The following is a 15,840-nucleotide window of genomic DNA, read 5'->3' as shown; positions in this document are numbered from 1 at the left end:
CTCAACGCAATCGCCAAAAAAGATCCAGCGTTCCAAAGCTGATCCACGGTTGCTTGACCCGAGGGCCGGCCTGGGAGCCCCGAAACCCGGGTTTCCTGCACGTGGATAGAGGCCCTCGGGTCAAGCCCGAGGGAAGCCCGGTGTGGCAGATAAATTGAGCCAAGAGCCCCTAATGACCCCTCCCCTCAAGGGAGCGGAGCAAGAAAGCGTTGACCCGCCAACCGCCCCCGCCTCCCGCTCAGCCGAAGGTCGCCAGCACCGGGAAGGTTTCGAGGAACCAGTAGGAAATCCGGGTGAAATTGCCCGTCAGGAACAGCAGGCCGGTGAACACCAGCAGGCCGCCCATGACCTTTTCCACCGTGCCCAGATGCTTCTTGAAGCCCTGGAAGAAGGTAAGGAACGGGCCGATGGCCACGCCCGCGAGGAAGAACGGGATGCCCAGCCCCAGCGAATAGAGCCCGAGCAGCGAGGCGCCTTCCCAGGCCGTGTCGCGGCTGGCGGCGACCGAGAGGATGGCGGCCAGCACCGGCCCGATGCAGGGCGTCCACCCGATGGCGAAGGCGAGACCCAGCAGGAACCCGCCCAGCGGCCCCGAGGCGACGCCGGGACCGTGATGGCGCAATTGCCGGTCGAGAAAGCCGATGCGGTAGACGCCGAGGAAATGCAGGCCCATGGCGATGATGACGATGCCCGCGATGGGCGTCAGGATCGGCAGGAGCTGCCGGAACACCTGCCCGAAAGCGGTGGCGGTGGCGCCCAGCGTCACGAACACCACCGAGAAGCCGAGGATGAAGAACAGCGAGGTGAAGGCCACCCGCAGCGTCAGCCGCCCCGCCGATCCCGAATCCGCCTCGGCGCGCAACTGGTCGTAGCTCGCCCCGCTCATATAGGTGAGATAGGGCGGCACCAGCGGCAGCACGCAGGGGCTGAGAAAGCTCAGCACACCGGCGCCGATGACCAGAGGCAGGGAAAATTCCACGTCGGATGCTCCTTGTCGGTGTCTCGTGTGTAGCGCGGCCGGCGCGGAAGGCAATGAGCCGTGCTGCCGCATCTCGCTTATGTGAGCGGCCGCAGCCACGAACTTATCCACGCTTACCTTTTCTCGGTCACAATGGCCTTGTTCCCGCACAAGCTGCGCGGTCGCGACGAACGGTCGGTGCGGGGAGCCGGATGGAGCGCGGGTCGCCTCGCTCCCGTCGGCGCAATCGGAACGTGTCCGGCGTCTCCCCGGACTCCATGTCGGGCCGCACCGGCTGCACCGGTCGGCACCTGCCACGTCGCCAGCAGGGCGAAGACGAAGCAGGCCCTCATGGGCGGAGCAAGGATGTAAATCCGCCGTGACGTTGCGTTGGACGAGCCTCCGGCACATGAGGCAAGGTCTGCTTCACTTCTTATCGCCGGACGACCGGCACCCGAGGCGAGCCTTGCCTCATGTCGCAGCTTTTGCGGCGCCGCCTGCCCCGCCCAGCCGCGCCGCCCCCGGCGCGGGGCTTCGGCACGCCCGGACCTCCCCGGCGCTTGCCCCCGGGCGCCGCCCGCCCTATAGCACCGCTATTCCTAACCTTCGCCGAGGTGCCCCATGCCCGCCCGCCCGCTCCGCATCGCGCCTTCCATCCTCTCGGCCGACTTCGCCCGGCTCGGAAACGAGATCGAAGCCATAGTCGATGCCGGCGCCGACTATATCCATGTCGACGTGATGGACGGGCATTTCGTGCCCAATATCAGCTTCGGCGCCCCGGTGATGAAATCCGTCCGCGGCCTGACCGACGCCGTCTTCGACGTGCATCTGATGATCGCGCCGGCGGACCCCTATCTGGCCGATTTCGCCGCTGGCGGCGCCGATATCATCACCGTCCACGCCGAGGCCGGCCCGCATCTGCACCGCTCCCTCCAGGCCATCCGGGCCCTGGGCAGCAAGGCTGGCGTGGCGCTCAATCCGGCGACCCCGGTTGCCGCGATCGAGCACGTCATCGATCTGTGCGACCTGGTGCTGGTGATGAGCGTCAATCCCGGCTTCGGCGGGCAGAGCTTCATTCCCCAGAGCCTTGACAAGATCCGCCAGGCAAGGGCGCTGATCGGCGGACGCGATATCGACCTCGAGGTCGATGGCGGCATCTCGGCTGAAAATGCCGGCGCGATCGTCGCCGCCGGCGCCAATGTGCTGGTCGCCGGCTCCGCCATCTATGGCGGCAACGACCCCGCCACCTATGCCGGCCGCATCAAGGCCATCCGCGACGCGGCGGAAACAAGGGTGGTCTGACAGCCGCAACCGCCTTTGCCCCGCACCTGAATCAAATCCTCACCCGACAAGGCTAAACCCATGATCCCGCGCTATTCCCGTCCCGAAATGGTGGCCAACTGGTCGGCCGAGAACCGCTTCGCCATCTGGTTCGAGATCGAGGCCCACGCCACCTCCAGGCTGGCCGAACTGGGCGTCGTGCCACAGGAGAGCGCCGACCGGATCTGGGAGGTGATGAATGCCCGCAAGGCGGAGCTGGGCCATTACGGCTTCGACGTCGAGCGCATCGACGAGATCGAGCGCACCACCAAGCACGACGTCATCGCCTTCCTGACCCACCTGTCGGAGATCGTCGGGCCCGAGGCCCGCTTCGTCCATCAGGGCATGACCTCCTCGGACATTCTGGACACGACGCTCTCGGTCCAGTTGCGCGATGCCGCCAACATCCTGCTCGCCGATATCGACGCGCTGCTCGCCGCGCTCAAGCGCCGCGCCTATGAGCACAAGCATACCATCACCATCGGCCGCAGCCACGGCATCCATGCCGAGCCCACCACGTTCGGCGTCAAGCTGGCGCAGGCCCATGCCGAATTCGCCCGCAACCGCGCCCGGCTGGTGGCGGCGCGCGACGAGATCGCCACCGCCGCCATTTCCGGCGCCATCGGCTCCTTCGCCAATATCGATCCGTCCGTGGAAACCTATGTCGCCGAAAAGCTGGGCCTTGCCATCGAGCCGGTCTCCACCCAGGTGATCCCGCGCGACCGGCATGCCATGTTCTTCGCCACGCTGGGCGTCATCGCCTCGTCCATCGAGCGACTCGCCATCGAGATCCGCCATCTCCAGCGCACCGAGGTGCTGGAGGCCGAGGAATATTTCTCGCCCGGCCAGAAGGGCTCCTCGGCCATGCCGCACAAGCGCAACCCGGTGCTGACGGAAAATCTCACCGGTCTCGCCCGGCTGGTGCGCGGCATGGTCACCCCGGCGCTGGAAAACGTGGCGCTCTGGCACGAGCGCGACATCTCCCACTCCTCGGTGGAGCGCATGATCGGCCCCGACGCCACGGTGACCCTCGATTTCGCCCTGGCGCGCCTCACCGGCGTCATCGACAAGCTGGTGGTCTATCCCGAGAACATGCGGAAAAATCTCGACCTCTTGGGCGGCCTGCACAATTCCCAGCGCGTATTGCTGGCGCTGACCCAGGCCGGCTACAGCCGCGAGGACAGTTACGCCGCCGTGCAGCGCAACGCCATGAAGGTGTGGGAGCATCGCGGCGACCGCACCGGCCTGTTTGCGCAATATCTCAAGGACGACCCGCAAGTGACTCTGGGCGACGCACAAATCGACGCCATGTTCGACGACGCCTATCATCTCAAGCATGTCGACACGATCTTCGCCCGGGTGTTTGGGGCATGAGGATTGCCGAGGCGGATATCCTGGTCCTGCCGGGGCTGGGTGGGTGCCGTCCCGGCCACTGGCAGCATCGCTGGGCCGAGAAGATGCGCACCGCCGCCATCGTCGAACAGGCCGACTGGCGGGAGCCCGACCCCGAGGACTGGGCCGACACCATCGCCAAGGCGGCGGAATTGGCACAGCGGCAGGTGGTGATCATCGCCCATTCGCTGGGCTGCATCGCCCTGGCCCACGCCGCCCCCAAGCTGCCCCGCGGCAAGGTCAGCGGCGCCTTCCTGGTCTCGCCGCCCGATCTCGACCGCGCCGGCACGCCGCGAGCGCTCGGCGACTTCGCCCCGGCCCCGCGCGACCCCCTGCCCTTCCCCTCGCTCCTCGTCGCCTCCAGCACCGATCCCTTCTGCGGGCTGGAACAGGCCGCCGACCTCGCCAGCGCCTGGGGTTCCGACTTCCACCAGGCCGGCGATGCCGGCCACATCGATACCGCCTCCGGCCACGGCCCCTGGCCCGAAGGCCTGCTGATGTTCACCCGGCTGATGCAGCGGCTCTAGCTTTCATTGCCAGGCGGATTCGGTGCTTCTGCCCCTTCCCCTTTTTGAGGCAGGGGAAGCCGGTCCCTTCGCCTCCCTCCCCCTTGCGGGTCGAGGGTGGGGCCAGCGAACCATCCCAGCCTCCAACTATCCCCCCGCTCCTGCCGTCGCCCTATCCTGCCCCGACCACCCCGGCAGCAGGAGCGCCCCGGACATGACCGCGACAGGGTTTTTACCCCTTCTTTGCGCCCGAAAAGCAAAAAGCCCCGCCGGTTTCCCGGCAGGGCTTCGAGAACATCTCTGGCCGGCGGCTCAACCCTCGGCGGCGATCTGCTCGCTGGCGACGCCGATCAGCGTCACCATCTTTTCGCGGATGGCTTCCTCGGTAATGGCGACGCCCTTGGCCGACAGATCGCCCGAAACCTTGCGGAACACGTCCTCGTCGCCCGCTTCCTGGAAGTCGGCGGCGACCACTTCGGCGGCATAGGCCTCGGCGGCTGCGGCATCGAGGCTCATCAGCTCGGCGGCCCACAGCCCCAGGAGCTTGTTGCGGCGCGCTTCCGCCCTGAACTTCTTTTCCGCGTCGAAGGCGAACTTGGCTTCCTGGCCCCTCTTGCGTTCTTCGAACCCGCTCATGGTCTCTCCCATATGGATTTGCGTGGCGTCGCCCAACCGGCTCCGGCCTTGGACATAGGCGGTCTCACCGCGCAAATCAACGGCCGGCGCGGGTCTGCGACGCCATGCCCCCGACGGCGGGCCGAGAGGAAAGCCCTTGCTTTTCGCTGCTGTTCTGGCGCATGAAGCGGGCCAATCCTTCCCACCTTATCCATGGCAGCGGATTCGATATGAGCCGTCGACGTAAAATCTATGAGGGCAAGGCCAAGGTCCTGTTCGAGGGGCCCGAGCCCGGCACTCTGGTGCAGTATTTCAAGGACGACGCCACCGCCGGCAACGGCGCCAAGCATGAGGTGATCGACGGCAAGGGCGTGCTGAACAACCGGATTTCCGAATTCGTGTTCACCAAGCTCAACGCCATGGGCATCCCCACCCATTTCCTGCGCCGCATCAATATGCGCGAGCAGTTGATCCGCGAGGTCGAGATCATCCCGCTCGAGGTGGTGGTGCGCAATTTCGCCGCCGGCTCGCTGTGCAAGCGCCTCGGTCTCGAGCAGGGCACGCAATTGCCCCGCTCCATCATCGAGTTCTACTACAAGGACGATGCGCTGGGCGATCCCATGGTCTCCGAGGAGCACATCACCGCCTTCGGCTGGGCCAATCCGGCCGAGCTCGACGACATCATGAGCCTCGCCATCCGCGTCAACGACTTCCTCACCGGCCTGTTCATGGGGGTGGGCATCCAGCTCGTCGATTTCAAGATCGAGGTCGGCCGGCTCTATGAGGGCGATCTGATGCGCATCGTTCTGGCCGACGAGATCAGCCCCGACAATTGCCGCCTGTGGGACATCAAGACCCGCAACAAGCTCGACAAGGATCGCTTCCGCGAGGGCCTTGGCGGTCTGGTGGAAAGCTATCGGGAGGTCGCCCAGCGCCTCGGCATTCTGGTCGAGAACGACAATGCGCTGACCACCGGTCCGCGCCTGGTTCAGTGAGTTCGGGAATACGGCAATGAAGGCTCGCGTCATCGTCACGCTCAAGAACGGCGTCCTCGACCCCCAGGGCCAGGCCATCGAAGGCTCGCTGGCCGGGCTGGGCTTCGGCGGCGTCTCCGGCATCCGCCAGGGCAAGGTCTTCGATTTCGAGATTGCCGGAACAGACGTGGAAGTCGCGCGTTCCCAGATCATGGCGATGTGCGAAAAGCTGCTCGCCAACACCGTGATCGAAAATTACGCGATCGAAATCTCAAATTAACGCCTTCGGGCGATAACCCTTAATCGCGTCCAGTCCGGACGCAGGACGATATGACTATGCGTAAAACCCAGATTGCCCTCTCGGTCATGTTCTTCGCCTCGATCGGGCTGCTCTTCGCGGCCTATGCCTCGGTGCCGATGTAACGACGGGCCACAGCCGGAAACCTGCCCCACCTTCCTGCGCCCCCTCCCTTGGGAGAGAGGGCCGGAGTGAGAGGCCGTCCGGCGCATCCGATACCTCGGGGAAGACGCCCACGCCTTACCGGCCGGCAGTCCTGAAGACCGGTGGCACGATGGGCTGGATGGGGCGGTCGCCCTGCATCATCGGCGGCAGGTGGCGGTCCTTGCCGATCAGTTTGGCGGGCTTGCGCGGCAGTCGAATCTTCGGTGTCATTGTCGTTCCTTCCGATGCATCCGGATGAGCTAAACGCATCCCGGCCCGCCGAGGTTGCCTTGGGCGCCGGCGGTGCTCGAAAGGCTTGCCTTTTGCGGCAAGACTCACCACAAGGGCCTCGCACACCCCTGACAGACGAGAGGACTGACCGATGAAGGCCGCCGTCATCGTATTTCCTGGCCTTAATCGCGATCGCGACATGGTTGCCGCCCTCACCCGCATCGGGGGACGGGAGCCCGCCATCGTCTGGCACCAGGACAGCGATATTCCCGAGGTTGACCTGATCGTTATCCCCGGCGGCTTCTCCTACGGCGATTATCTGCGGTGCGGCGCCATTGCTGCCCGTTCGCCGATCATGGAGAGGCTCCGCGAGCGCGTCGAGAAGGGGGTGAGGGTGCTGGGCGTTTGCAACGGTTTTCAGATTCTGGTCGAGGCGGGCCTGCTGCCCGGCGCTCTGATGCGCAATGCCTCACTGAAATTTGTTTGCCGCGAGGTGAAGCTCGAAGTGGTCAATGCCGACACCGATTTCACCCGCGGCTACACCAAGGGCCAGATCATCCGCTGCCCCGTCGCCCATCACGACGGCAATTATTTCGCCGACGCCGAGACGCTGGCGCGGCTCGAGGGCGATGGCCGCGTGGCCTTCCGCTATGCCGAGGGCACCAATCCCAACGGCTCGCTCAACGACATCGCCGGCATCTTCAACGAACGCAAGAACGTGCTCGGCCTGATGCCGCATCCCGAAAACCTGATCGAGGCCGCCCATGGCGGCGATGACGGTCGGGCGCTGTTTGCCTCGGCGCTGAAGCAGGTGGCGTAAGTCCGCTCGCCCGCCGCCAATTCCGGATTGTCTCGATGACCCTGCGCAACGATATCGCCATTACTCCCGAACTGGTAGCCGAGCACGGCCTCAAGCCGGATGAATATCAGAAGATTCTCGACCTGATCGGTCGCGAGCCGACCTATACGGAATTGGGCATCTTCTCGGCCATGTGGAACGAGCACTGTTCCTATAAGAGCTCCAAGAAATGGCTGCGCACCCTGCCCACCGAGGGGCCGCGCGTGATCCAGGGCCCGGGCGAGAATGCCGGCGTGGTCGATATCGGCGACGGCCAGGCCGTGGTCTTCAAGATGGAATCGCACAACCATCCCAGCTTCATCGAACCCTATCAGGGGGCGGCGACCGGCGTGGGCGGCATATTGCGCGACGTCTTCACCATGGGTGCCAGGCCGGTCGCGGCCATGAACGCGCTGCGTTTCGGCGCTCCAAGCCACGAAAAGACCCGCCATCTGGTGTCCGGCGTCGTCGCTGGCGTGGGCGGCTACGGCAATGCCTTCGGCGTGCCCACCGTGGGCGGCGAGGTCGAGTTCGATGCCCGCTACAACGGCAATATCCTGGTCAACGCCTTCGCCGCGGGCCTCGCCGACACCGACAAGATCTTCTATTCAAAAGCCGAGGGCGTGGGCCTGCCCGTGGTCTATCTCGGCGCCAAGACCGGGCGCGACGGCGTGGGCGGCGCCACCATGGCCTCGGCCGAATTCGGCGACGACATCGAGGAGAAGCGCCCCACCGTTCAGGTCGGGGACCCTTTCACCGAAAAGCGCCTGCTCGAGGCGTGCCTGGAATTGATGGCCACCGGCGCGGTGATCGCCATCCAGGACATGGGCGCGGCGGGTCTTACCTGCTCGGCGGTCGAAATGGGCGCCAAGGGCGATCTGGGCATCGAGCTCGATCTCGATCAGGTGCCGGTGCGCGAGGAGCGCATGACCGCCTATGAGATGATGCTCTCCGAAAGCCAGGAGCGCATGCTCATGGTGCTGCATCCGGACAAGGAAGCGGTAGCCCGCAAGGTGTTCGAGAAATGGGAGCTCGATTTCGCCACGGTCGGCCGGACCACCGACGATCTGCGCTTCCGGGTGCTCTGGCAGGGCGACGAAGTCGCCGATCTGCCGATCAAGGATCTGGGCGACGAGGCCCCCGAATACGACCGACCCTGGACCGAGCCCGTCATTCCCGCGCCGCTGGCGCATGCCGATGTACCGCAAATGGACGTGGCCGAGGCCCTTCTGGCGCTGGTCGGCGGACATCAATGTTCCTCGCGCCGCTGGGTCTATGAGCAGTATGACACGCTGATCCAGGGCAACAGCATCCAGCGCCCCGGCGGCGATGCCGGCGTGATCCGCGTCGAGGGGCATGAGCGCAAGGGCCTCGCCTTCACCTCAGACGTCACCCCGCGCTATTGCGAGGCCAATCCCTATGAGGGCGGCAAGCAGGCCGTGGCCGAATGCTGGCGCAACCTGACCGCGACCGGCGCCGAGCCGCTGGCCGCCACCGACAATCTCAATTTCGGCAATCCCGAGCGCCCCGAGATCATGGGGCAATTGGTCAAGGCCATCGAGGGGATCGGCGAGGCCTGCCGGGCGCTCGATTTCCCCATCGTTTCGGGCAATGTCTCGCTCTATAACGAGACCAACGGCCAGGGCATCCTGCCCACGCCCACCATTGGCGGGGTCGGCCTGCTGCCCGAATGGGAAAAGAGCGTGCGCATCGGCTTCGTCGCCGAGGACCAGCCGATCCTGCTCATCGGCGGCCCCGCCGCGCGCGGCACGCATCTGGGCCAGTCCGTCTATCTGCGCGATCTGTTCGACCGCCGCGACGGCGATGCGCCCCATGTCGATCTCGCCGCCGAGCGCCGGACCGGCGATTTCGTCCGCAGGCTCATCCGCTCGGGCGTCGTCACCGCCTGCCATGACCTCTCCGATGGCGGGCTGGGCGTCGCCCTCGCCGAGATGGCCATTGCCGGCGGCATCGGCGCGGAAGTGACCGATGTGGAGGGGCACGATCCGATCCTGACCTTTTTCGGCGAGGATCAGGGCCGCTATCTGGTCACGCTCGATCTCGATCCGCAGGGCGAGGAAATCGCCGCGCTCTGGGAAGAAGCCGCAAGCCTCGGCATCCAGGCGCCCTGGATCGGCAACACCGGCGGCACATCGTTGCGGCTGGGCGCCGCGCGGCCCGTTCCGGTGGCGACCCTGGCCGCTGCCCATGAGAGCTGGTTCCCCGCCTATATGAACGGCTGAGGGCGTTTTTCCCTCGCCGCCTTATGATCGCCGTTCTTTGGGACGCTTTGCTGCCGGGCAACGGCGATATCGGGAGGAGTGGATGATGAAGCACAATCGGACGCTGGCGGCGGCAACCGGCATCGCCGTGGCGCTCGCCTCCATTCCGGCCATGGCGCAGAACATCAATGTCACCCGCTCGGTGCTGGAGGGCCTGCCTTATACGCTGGCCTATCCCGAACCGATGCAGGCCAGCGGTGGCGGCGACGATCCCATCATCGTCAACCACCCCAATGCGCCGCTGCAATGCGAGATGTCGCTGGTGCCGGTCGAGGATACCGGCTGGACCGCCGAAACCGCGCTCGCTTCGCTCAACGAGGCGGAAGTGGCGGCGGCCTGGGCCGAAACGCTGCCCGGCTTCGCTGTCACCGGCAAAGGCCTCGCCGCCTATCAGGACACCACCGCCCTGCTCTATGAGGGCGACAGCACCGGCTCGCCCATCGACCTGCCGCTGACCCTGGTGCATACCGAGACCGTATCCAACGGGCGGGGCTATGTCCTCGAATGCCTCTACGCCACGGCGGAAGCGGAGCGGGCCCGGCCGGTGGTGGATTTCATCATCGCCAATTTCTCCACTCGCGCCGATGCCGATTGCTGCGTCGGCCTTGCGGTGGAAACCGACGAGCCCGCCCCATAGGGCGCAGCCGCGCTCGGGATGGCGCGCCGCCCGGCCCCGGTTGATGCGGCCCGACCCGCATGCCATATCAGGCGGAGGCCGCCGGAACGAACCGGCTGCCGGACTTCAAGAACCACTGCGCCCGACCCGCCCCGGCGGTTCGCCCGGCGCCACCTGACATACGGGGAGACTGAACATGGCCATGGACGCCAATGAGATCGAGCGCCGCATCAAGGCCGCCCTGCCCGATGCCGTAGTGGAAATCCGCGACCTCGCGGGCGACGGCGATCACTACGCCGCCACCGTCATCTCCGAGCAATTCCGCGGCAAGTCCCGCGTGCAGCAGCACCAGCTCGTCTATGAAGCCCTGCAGGGCGACATGGGCGGCGCCTTGCACGCCCTTGCCCTGCAGACCAACGTGCCCGACTGACCATGGCCTCGCTGCGCGACTCGCTCGACCTGATCCGCATGGTGCGGCCGGAGGCCGGCACCGCCGCGCTGGAGCACGAGATCGCCGCCGAGCGCGCCTCCTCGCTCGGCGCGGCCGAAGCGCGGGTGAAAAAGGCCATCGCCGGACTATCGGGCGGCGACGATCGCGAGCACTGGCTGGGCGAAGCCCGCGAAGCCGTCTGGGCCTATTTCGTGCAGCGCGAACTGCTCGGATTTCGGCGCCATGCCGAGGTCATCGCCGATCTGTCGATACCCGCAAACGTCCTTGCCGGGCTCGGCGCCGTGCGAAAATAGCCGGGACCATAAGCAGGAGAGCGCGCAAGCGCCGCACTCGACAGCGCCACGCTCCTATCTTATTTAAGGGGCGACTTCAGCCGGCCCTTGAACCCGGACTATTTGAAAGGCTCCTCCCATGACCGATATCAACGCCTTCATCGACGACAAGGTGAAGAACAACGACGTGTTCCTGTTCATGAAGGGCACGCCGGACTTCCCGCAATGCGGCTTCTCCGGTCAGGTCGTCCAGATCCTGAACTATCTCGGCGTCGATTTCGGCAGCGCCAATGTGCTGGAAAGCGACGAATTGCGCGAGGGCATCAAGGCCTATACCAACTGGCCGACCATTCCGCAGCTCTACGTGAAGGGCGAGTTCGTCGGCGGCGCCGATATCGTGCGCGAAATGTTCCAGGCCGGCGAATTGCAGAGCCAGTTCGAAAAGGCCGGCATTACGGTCAAGCAGAGCGCCTGATCGCCTGACTGCACCGTCCGGGCCCTGCCGTGCCGGCGGGGCCTGCCGCTTCTCCATGTGCCGGCACCGGCCCAACAGCCACTTTCACTTCCGCGCCGGGGTCTGACGCATGGATTGCGCGACCTCCTCCGAGGCCGCCAATGTCCACCGTCATCGCTACCGCTCCCGCCCGTCCCGCCATCCCCCTGCCCCTCGTCATCGTCGCCGGCTGCATCATCGCCGCCATCGGCTTCGGCGCTCGCGGTTCGTTCGGCCTGTTCACCCTGCCGGTGACCGAGGATCTGGGGCTGACGCGAGAGCAATGGGGCATGGCCATGGCCGTGCAGAACCTGGTCTGGGGCATCGCCCAGCCCTTCGCCGGCGGCATTGCCGACCGCTACGGCTCGGCACGGGTGCTGGCCTTCGGTGCCTTGGTCTATGCGGCGGGCCTGGTGGGCATGGCCTTCTCCCCCGATGCGCTGACCATGACCCTCACCGCCGGCGTCGTGACCGGGACCGGTATCGCCATCGCCTCCTTCGGCGTGGTCATGGCCGCCTTCGGCCGCGTCGTGCCGGCCGAAAAGCGCAGCTTCGTGTTCGGCATCGCCACCGCCGCCTCCTCGGCGGGCCAGTTTATCTTCGCTCCCCTCGGGCAGGGCTTCATCTCGGCCTTCGGCTGGCAGATGGCGCTGGTCTGGATCGCCATGATCATGCTGCTGATGGTGCCGCTCTCGCTGGCGCTCCGGGGCCGCGCCGAGCCTGGCCCGGGCCAGGCCGACCTGCCTTTCATGCAGGCCCTGTCGCATGCCTGGGGCTTTGGCTCCTACCGTCTGCTCGTCGCCGGATTTTTCGTCTGCGGCTTCCACCTCGCCTTCATCAACGTGCACATGCCGGCCTATCTGGTGCAATGCGGCCTGTCGCCGGAGGTGGGCAGTTGGACCATCGCCGTGATCGGCCTGTTCAACATATTGGGCTCGCTGCTGTCGGGCTGGCTGGGCAACCGCCTGCCCAAGCAGATGCTGCTGGCCTCGATCTATTTTCTGCGCGCCCTGGCCATCGCCGCGTTCCTGCTTATCCCCGTGAGCGAGGTTACGGCTTATATTTTCGCCGCGGCCATGGGTCTGTTGTGGCTTTCCACCGTGCCGCTCACCGCCGGCCTGGTGACGCTGTTTTTCGGGCCGCGTTATATGGGCATGCTCTACGGCATCGCCTTTCTCAGCCATCAGGTCGGCTCCTTCGCCGGCGTGTGGCTGGGCGGCGTCGTTTACGACCAGACCGGTGCCTACGATCTGGTCTGGTATCTGGGGATATTGCTCGGCCTCGCCTCGGCCGCGGTGCACATCCCCATCAACGAGCGCAGCCATTCCGGCTTCATGCTGAAGCCGGCCTGACCTTCTATCGGCATTTACCGATAGAGGCTTGCCAAAACCGGGCGGCAGGTTCATGGTCCGGCAATTCTTTCGCCGCCATCCGGCGGCTCCGACGAGTTTCAATCATGTCCGACCATTTCACGCGGGTTCTCTCGCGCCCCGAATTCATTGCCCTCATCGCCGCGCTGATGGCGCTCAACGCCCTGGCGATCGACGTCATGCTGCCCGCCCTGCCCTATATGGGGGAGGCGCTGGGCGTGGACAACGAAAACGAACGGCAGTTCGTCATCGCCGCCTATATGATCGGCATGGGTATCGCCCAACTCGCCTTCGGGCCGCTGACCGACCGCTTCGGCCGCCGCGCACCGCTGCTGGCCGGCATGGGGGTCTATGTCGTCGCCGCCATCGCCGCCGCCTTCGCCCCCAGCTTCGCCCTTTTGCTGGCGCTGCGCTTCATTCAGGGCATGGGCGCCGCCGGCGTCCGCGTCATCACCACCGCCGTGGTGCGCGATCGCTATTCGGGCCGCGAGATGGCCGAAGTCATGTCGCTGGTCTTCATGGTCTTCATGGCCATTCCCATCGTCGCGCCGGGCATCGGCCAGATTCTGCTGCTGACCGGGCCGTGGCAATATATCTTCCTGTTCATGGGGGGCCTGGCGCTGGGCTTCACGATCTGGACCTATATGCGCCTGCCCGAGACCCTGCCGCTGGACAACCGCCGGCCGCTCAGCCTGCGCAGCGTCATGGACGGCTTCCGCATCGTGTTCACCAATCGCGTCGCCATCTCCTATGGCCTGGCGGGTATGTTCCTGTTCGCGGCCCTGTTCGGCTTCATCAGCTCGTCCCAGCAGATCTATGTCGACATCTACGAGCTCGGCGTCTATTTCCCCCTCGCCTTCGCCGGCGTCGCCGGCCTCATGGCCATTTCCTCCTTCACCAATTCGCGGGTGGTGAGGCGGCTGGGCATGCGCCGCCTGTCCCATGGCGCCATGCTGACCTTCACTGGTTTCTCGGTCGCTTGGCTGGCTTTCGCCCTCTCGGGATGGCTGCCGCTATGGCTGTTCTTCGGCCTGCTCTGCGTCATCATGTTCAGCTTCGGCTGGGCCGCCTCGAACATGAACTCGCTGTCCATGGAGCCGCTCGGCGCCGTGGCGGGCACGGCCGCTTCGGTCTTCGGCTTCATCCAGACGGTCGGCGGCGCGCTGATCGGGGGCTATATCGGCCAGATGTTCGACGGCACCACCGTGCCCGCCGCCCTCGGCTATTCCCTCATGGGCATATTGGGCCTGGTCTGCATCCTGGTCGCGGAAAAAGGCCGCCTCTTCGGCGTGGGCGAACGGGCCCCGGACGACGATGCGGTCATGGAGGCCCATTGACCGCAGGGATCGTCAGACGGTGAAAACCTCCCGGCGCAGCTCGTCCCAGCTCTGCTTGTCCGGCGCCACCAGCAGCCCGCCCTCGACGTCGGCGGGGCGATAGGCCGAGCCGTCGAGCCTGGCCACATGGGCGCCGGCCTCCGCCATGATGAGCGCGCCGCCGACATGGTCCCACGGCATCAGCTTGCCATAGGCGAGGAAGTGGACATTGCCGCCCGCCGCGAACCGGTATTCGTGACCGGCGCATCGATAGCTGGCGAACATATTGACCTTGGCCAGATTGGCCAGCACGCTGCGGCGCTGCTCGGGCGGAAAATAGGCGGTCGAAGCCAGCCCGCCCATCTCCGCCAGTGGCACCGCCTCGGCGAATTTCTGCCGTACCCGCCGCCCGTCCGAAAAAATCTGCCAGGCCCCGCAGCCGCGCTCCGCCATCAGGAAGTCGTCGCCCAGTGGATCGTAGATGACGCCGGCCACCGGCTCGCCGTTCTGGACTACCGCGGCCATGACGGCGAAAAGCGGTAGGCCACCGGCAAAATTCGCTGTCCCGTCAACGGGATCGACGTAAATGACGATTCGATCCTCCAAGGCGGTGCGCAGCAGTGCCGGACTGGCCGCGACCGCTTCCTCGCCGATGACCACCGTATCGGGCCTGTGATCGAGGATGGCGGCGGTGATCGCTCGTTCCGCCGCCTCGTCCGCCTCGGTCACGAGGTCGAAGGCGCCGCTCTTGGTGTGGATCATACCGTCGTCGAGCCGCCGGAAGCGGGGCATGATCTCCTCCTGCGCGGCCTTGCGGAGAATGGCGGCCAGGCGATCGATATTCATGTGTCTCTAGTCCTTCTGTGCAATGGAAAGGCCCGCGAAATCGAACAGGCGCGGGTCGAGCATATGGCTGGCATTGATATTGCCCAGCGCCCGTATCATCACATCCTTGCGGCCGGGCATCCGCTTCTCCATGTCGGCCAGCATGGCCTTCATGGCGTTGCGCTCCAGCCCGTCCTGCGAACCGCACAGGTCGCAGGGAATGATGGGAAACGCCATGGCGTCGGAAAACCGCTGCAGATCCTCCTCGGCGCAATAGATCATCGGCCGGAGCACTTCCAAATCGCCCTCGTCATTGACCAGCTTGGGCGGCATGGCGGCGAGCTTGCCGCCGTGGAAGAGGTTCATGAAGAAGGTTTCGAGGCTGTCGTCGCGATGGTGCCCGAGAACCAGGGCGCTGCATCCCTCCTCCCGCGCGATGCGGTAGAGATTGCCGCGTCGCAGTCGCGAGCAGAGCGAGCAATAGGTCGCCCCCTGCGGCAGCTTGTCGGTGACCACCGAATAAGTGTCGCGAAATTCGATGCGGTGCGCGATGCCGAGCCCGGCCAGGAATTCAGGCAGGATATGCTTGGGGAAATTCGGCTGTCCCTGATCGAGATTGCACGCCACGAGCTCCACCGGCAGCAGGCCGCGCCATTTGAGATCGAGCAGCAGGGCGAGCAGACCATAGCTGTCCTTGCCGCCCGATAGCGCCACCAGCCACCGGTCGCCCGGCCGCACCATGGCGAATTTGTCCAGCGCCTCGCGCATATTGCGGATCAGCCGCTTGCGCAGCTTGTTGAACTCGACCGAGCGCGGGGCCTGCGCATAGATCGGATGCGCGCCGGTATCGGCGTCTTCGGCCGGCCTCGCCGGATTTTCCATCACCGCGGTCATGGCGGAACTCTCATTGGGACTTTGCCATGCTGATAGCGCCCCTCG

The 15,840-nt window shown here is 65.7% G+C and carries 18 protein-coding genes; 13 read left to right on the top strand and 5 right to left on the bottom strand.

Translation table 11 applies throughout. The features are described from left to right. Positions 1 to 238: 238 nt before the first annotated feature. Positions 239 to 979: a cytochrome c biogenesis CcdA family protein gene (locus tag ACFOOL_RS13245; protein WP_380097631.1), complete on the bottom strand. Its 741-nt coding sequence runs from the start codon at positions 977 to 979 to the stop codon at positions 239 to 241. A 600-nt stretch (positions 980 to 1,579) separates the two neighbouring features. On the opposite strand from ACFOOL_RS13245, the gene rpe reads away from it, so the two are divergent. From rpe to ACFOOL_RS13230, 3 genes are read left to right on the top strand one after another with little or no spacing between them, the layout of a single operon-like run. Further along, positions 1,580 to 2,260 (top strand): ribulose-phosphate 3-epimerase, encoded by a 681-nt coding sequence (gene rpe / locus ACFOOL_RS13240; RefSeq protein WP_380097629.1) that lies wholly within the window; start codon positions 1,580 to 1,582, stop codon positions 2,258 to 2,260. Positions 2,261 to 2,320: 60 nt separating this feature from the next. Further along, a complete protein-coding gene (gene purB, locus ACFOOL_RS13235) occupies positions 2,321 to 3,652 on the top strand; it encodes an adenylosuccinate lyase (RefSeq protein ID WP_380097627.1) in 1,332 nt (443 codons plus the stop codon). After that, positions 3,649 to 4,197 (top strand): RBBP9/YdeN family alpha/beta hydrolase, encoded by a 549-nt coding sequence (locus ACFOOL_RS13230; RefSeq protein WP_380097626.1) that lies wholly within the window; start codon positions 3,649 to 3,651, stop codon positions 4,195 to 4,197. The genes purB and ACFOOL_RS13230 overlap by 4 nt, the downstream gene beginning before the upstream one ends. Positions 4,198 to 4,488: 291 nt before the next feature. Here the strand turns inward: ACFOOL_RS13230 and ACFOOL_RS13225 are convergent, their stop codons facing one another. Continuing rightward, the gene (locus ACFOOL_RS13225) at positions 4,489 to 4,812 is read right to left on the bottom strand and encodes a DUF1476 domain-containing protein (RefSeq protein WP_380097625.1); all 324 of its coding nucleotides are present in this window, start codon (positions 4,810 to 4,812) and stop codon (positions 4,489 to 4,491) included. A 209-nt stretch (positions 4,813 to 5,021) separates the two neighbouring features. Here ACFOOL_RS13225 and purC point away from each other — a divergent pair, with 209 nt between their 5' ends. Together purC and purS are read left to right on the top strand one after the other, a co-directional pair. Next, on the top strand, positions 5,022 to 5,786 hold the full coding sequence (gene purC / locus ACFOOL_RS13220) for a phosphoribosylaminoimidazolesuccinocarboxamide synthase (protein WP_380097624.1): 765 nt from the start codon (positions 5,022 to 5,024) through the stop codon (positions 5,784 to 5,786). Between the two features lie 16 nt (positions 5,787 to 5,802). Next, positions 5,803 to 6,045, top strand: coding sequence for a phosphoribosylformylglycinamidine synthase subunit PurS (purS, locus tag ACFOOL_RS13215; protein ID WP_380097623.1), 243 nt, complete (start codon positions 5,803 to 5,805; stop codon positions 6,043 to 6,045). A 258-nt stretch (positions 6,046 to 6,303) separates the two neighbouring features. Here purS and ACFOOL_RS13210 read toward each other — a convergent pair whose 3' ends face one another. Beyond that, on the bottom strand, positions 6,304 to 6,438 hold the full coding sequence (locus tag ACFOOL_RS13210) for a hypothetical protein (RefSeq protein ID WP_380097622.1): 135 nt from the start codon (positions 6,436 to 6,438) through the stop codon (positions 6,304 to 6,306). A 151-nt stretch (positions 6,439 to 6,589) separates the two neighbouring features. Here ACFOOL_RS13210 and purQ point away from each other — a divergent pair, with 151 nt between their 5' ends. From purQ to ACFOOL_RS13170, 8 genes are all read left to right on the top strand, one after another. Continuing rightward, on the top strand, positions 6,590 to 7,258 hold the full coding sequence (gene purQ, locus ACFOOL_RS13205) for a phosphoribosylformylglycinamidine synthase subunit PurQ (protein WP_380097621.1): 669 nt from the start codon (positions 6,590 to 6,592) through the stop codon (positions 7,256 to 7,258). A gap of 35 nt (positions 7,259 to 7,293) precedes the next feature. After that, positions 7,294 to 9,519, top strand: a complete 2,226-nt coding sequence (gene purL / locus ACFOOL_RS13200) for a phosphoribosylformylglycinamidine synthase subunit PurL (protein WP_380097620.1) — start codon at positions 7,294 to 7,296, stop codon at positions 9,517 to 9,519. An 85-nt stretch (positions 9,520 to 9,604) separates the two neighbouring features. Next, positions 9,605 to 10,195, top strand: coding sequence for a hypothetical protein (locus ACFOOL_RS13195; RefSeq protein ID WP_380097619.1), 591 nt, complete (start codon positions 9,605 to 9,607; stop codon positions 10,193 to 10,195). 175 nt (positions 10,196 to 10,370) lie between these two features. Continuing rightward, positions 10,371 to 10,604, top strand: coding sequence for a BolA family protein (locus tag ACFOOL_RS13190; RefSeq protein ID WP_380097618.1), 234 nt, complete (start codon positions 10,371 to 10,373; stop codon positions 10,602 to 10,604). A 2-nt stretch (positions 10,605 to 10,606) separates the two neighbouring features. Continuing rightward, entirely contained in the window at positions 10,607 to 10,918 is a 312-nt protein-coding gene (locus tag ACFOOL_RS13185) for a DUF6665 family protein (RefSeq protein ID WP_380097617.1), read from the top strand. 118 nt (positions 10,919 to 11,036) lie between these two features. Further along, the gene (gene grxD, locus ACFOOL_RS13180) at positions 11,037 to 11,372 is read left to right on the top strand and encodes a Grx4 family monothiol glutaredoxin (RefSeq protein ID WP_380097616.1); all 336 of its coding nucleotides are present in this window, start codon (positions 11,037 to 11,039) and stop codon (positions 11,370 to 11,372) included. A gap of 140 nt (positions 11,373 to 11,512) precedes the next feature. Next, the gene (locus ACFOOL_RS13175; protein ID WP_380097614.1) at positions 11,513 to 12,742 is read left to right on the top strand and encodes an MFS transporter; all 1,230 of its coding nucleotides are present in this window, start codon (positions 11,513 to 11,515) and stop codon (positions 12,740 to 12,742) included. A gap of 104 nt (positions 12,743 to 12,846) precedes the next feature. Continuing rightward, positions 12,847 to 14,097 (top strand): multidrug effflux MFS transporter, encoded by a 1,251-nt coding sequence (locus ACFOOL_RS13170; RefSeq protein ID WP_380097613.1) that lies wholly within the window; start codon positions 12,847 to 12,849, stop codon positions 14,095 to 14,097. Positions 14,098 to 14,109: 12 nt separating this feature from the next. Here the strand turns inward: ACFOOL_RS13170 and ACFOOL_RS13165 are convergent, their stop codons facing one another. Next, positions 14,110 to 14,922, bottom strand: coding sequence for an inositol monophosphatase family protein (locus ACFOOL_RS13165; protein WP_380097612.1), 813 nt, complete (start codon positions 14,920 to 14,922; stop codon positions 14,110 to 14,112). 6 nt (positions 14,923 to 14,928) lie between these two features. Further along, complete coding sequence (ttcA, locus tag ACFOOL_RS13160) at positions 14,929 to 15,783, bottom strand: tRNA 2-thiocytidine(32) synthetase TtcA (RefSeq protein WP_380097637.1); 855 nt, start codon at positions 15,781 to 15,783, stop codon at positions 14,929 to 14,931. Positions 15,784 to 15,840: the final 57 nt, after the last annotated feature.

Origin of the sequence: Devosia honganensis (genome assembly GCF_042648785.1) — a bacterium.
In the GTDB taxonomy this organism is placed as follows: Bacteria; Pseudomonadota; Alphaproteobacteria; order Rhizobiales; family Devosiaceae; genus Devosia; species Devosia honganensis.
Note: the sequence above shows the minus strand (reverse complement) of the source record. Positions and strands in the feature narration are given on the sequence as shown.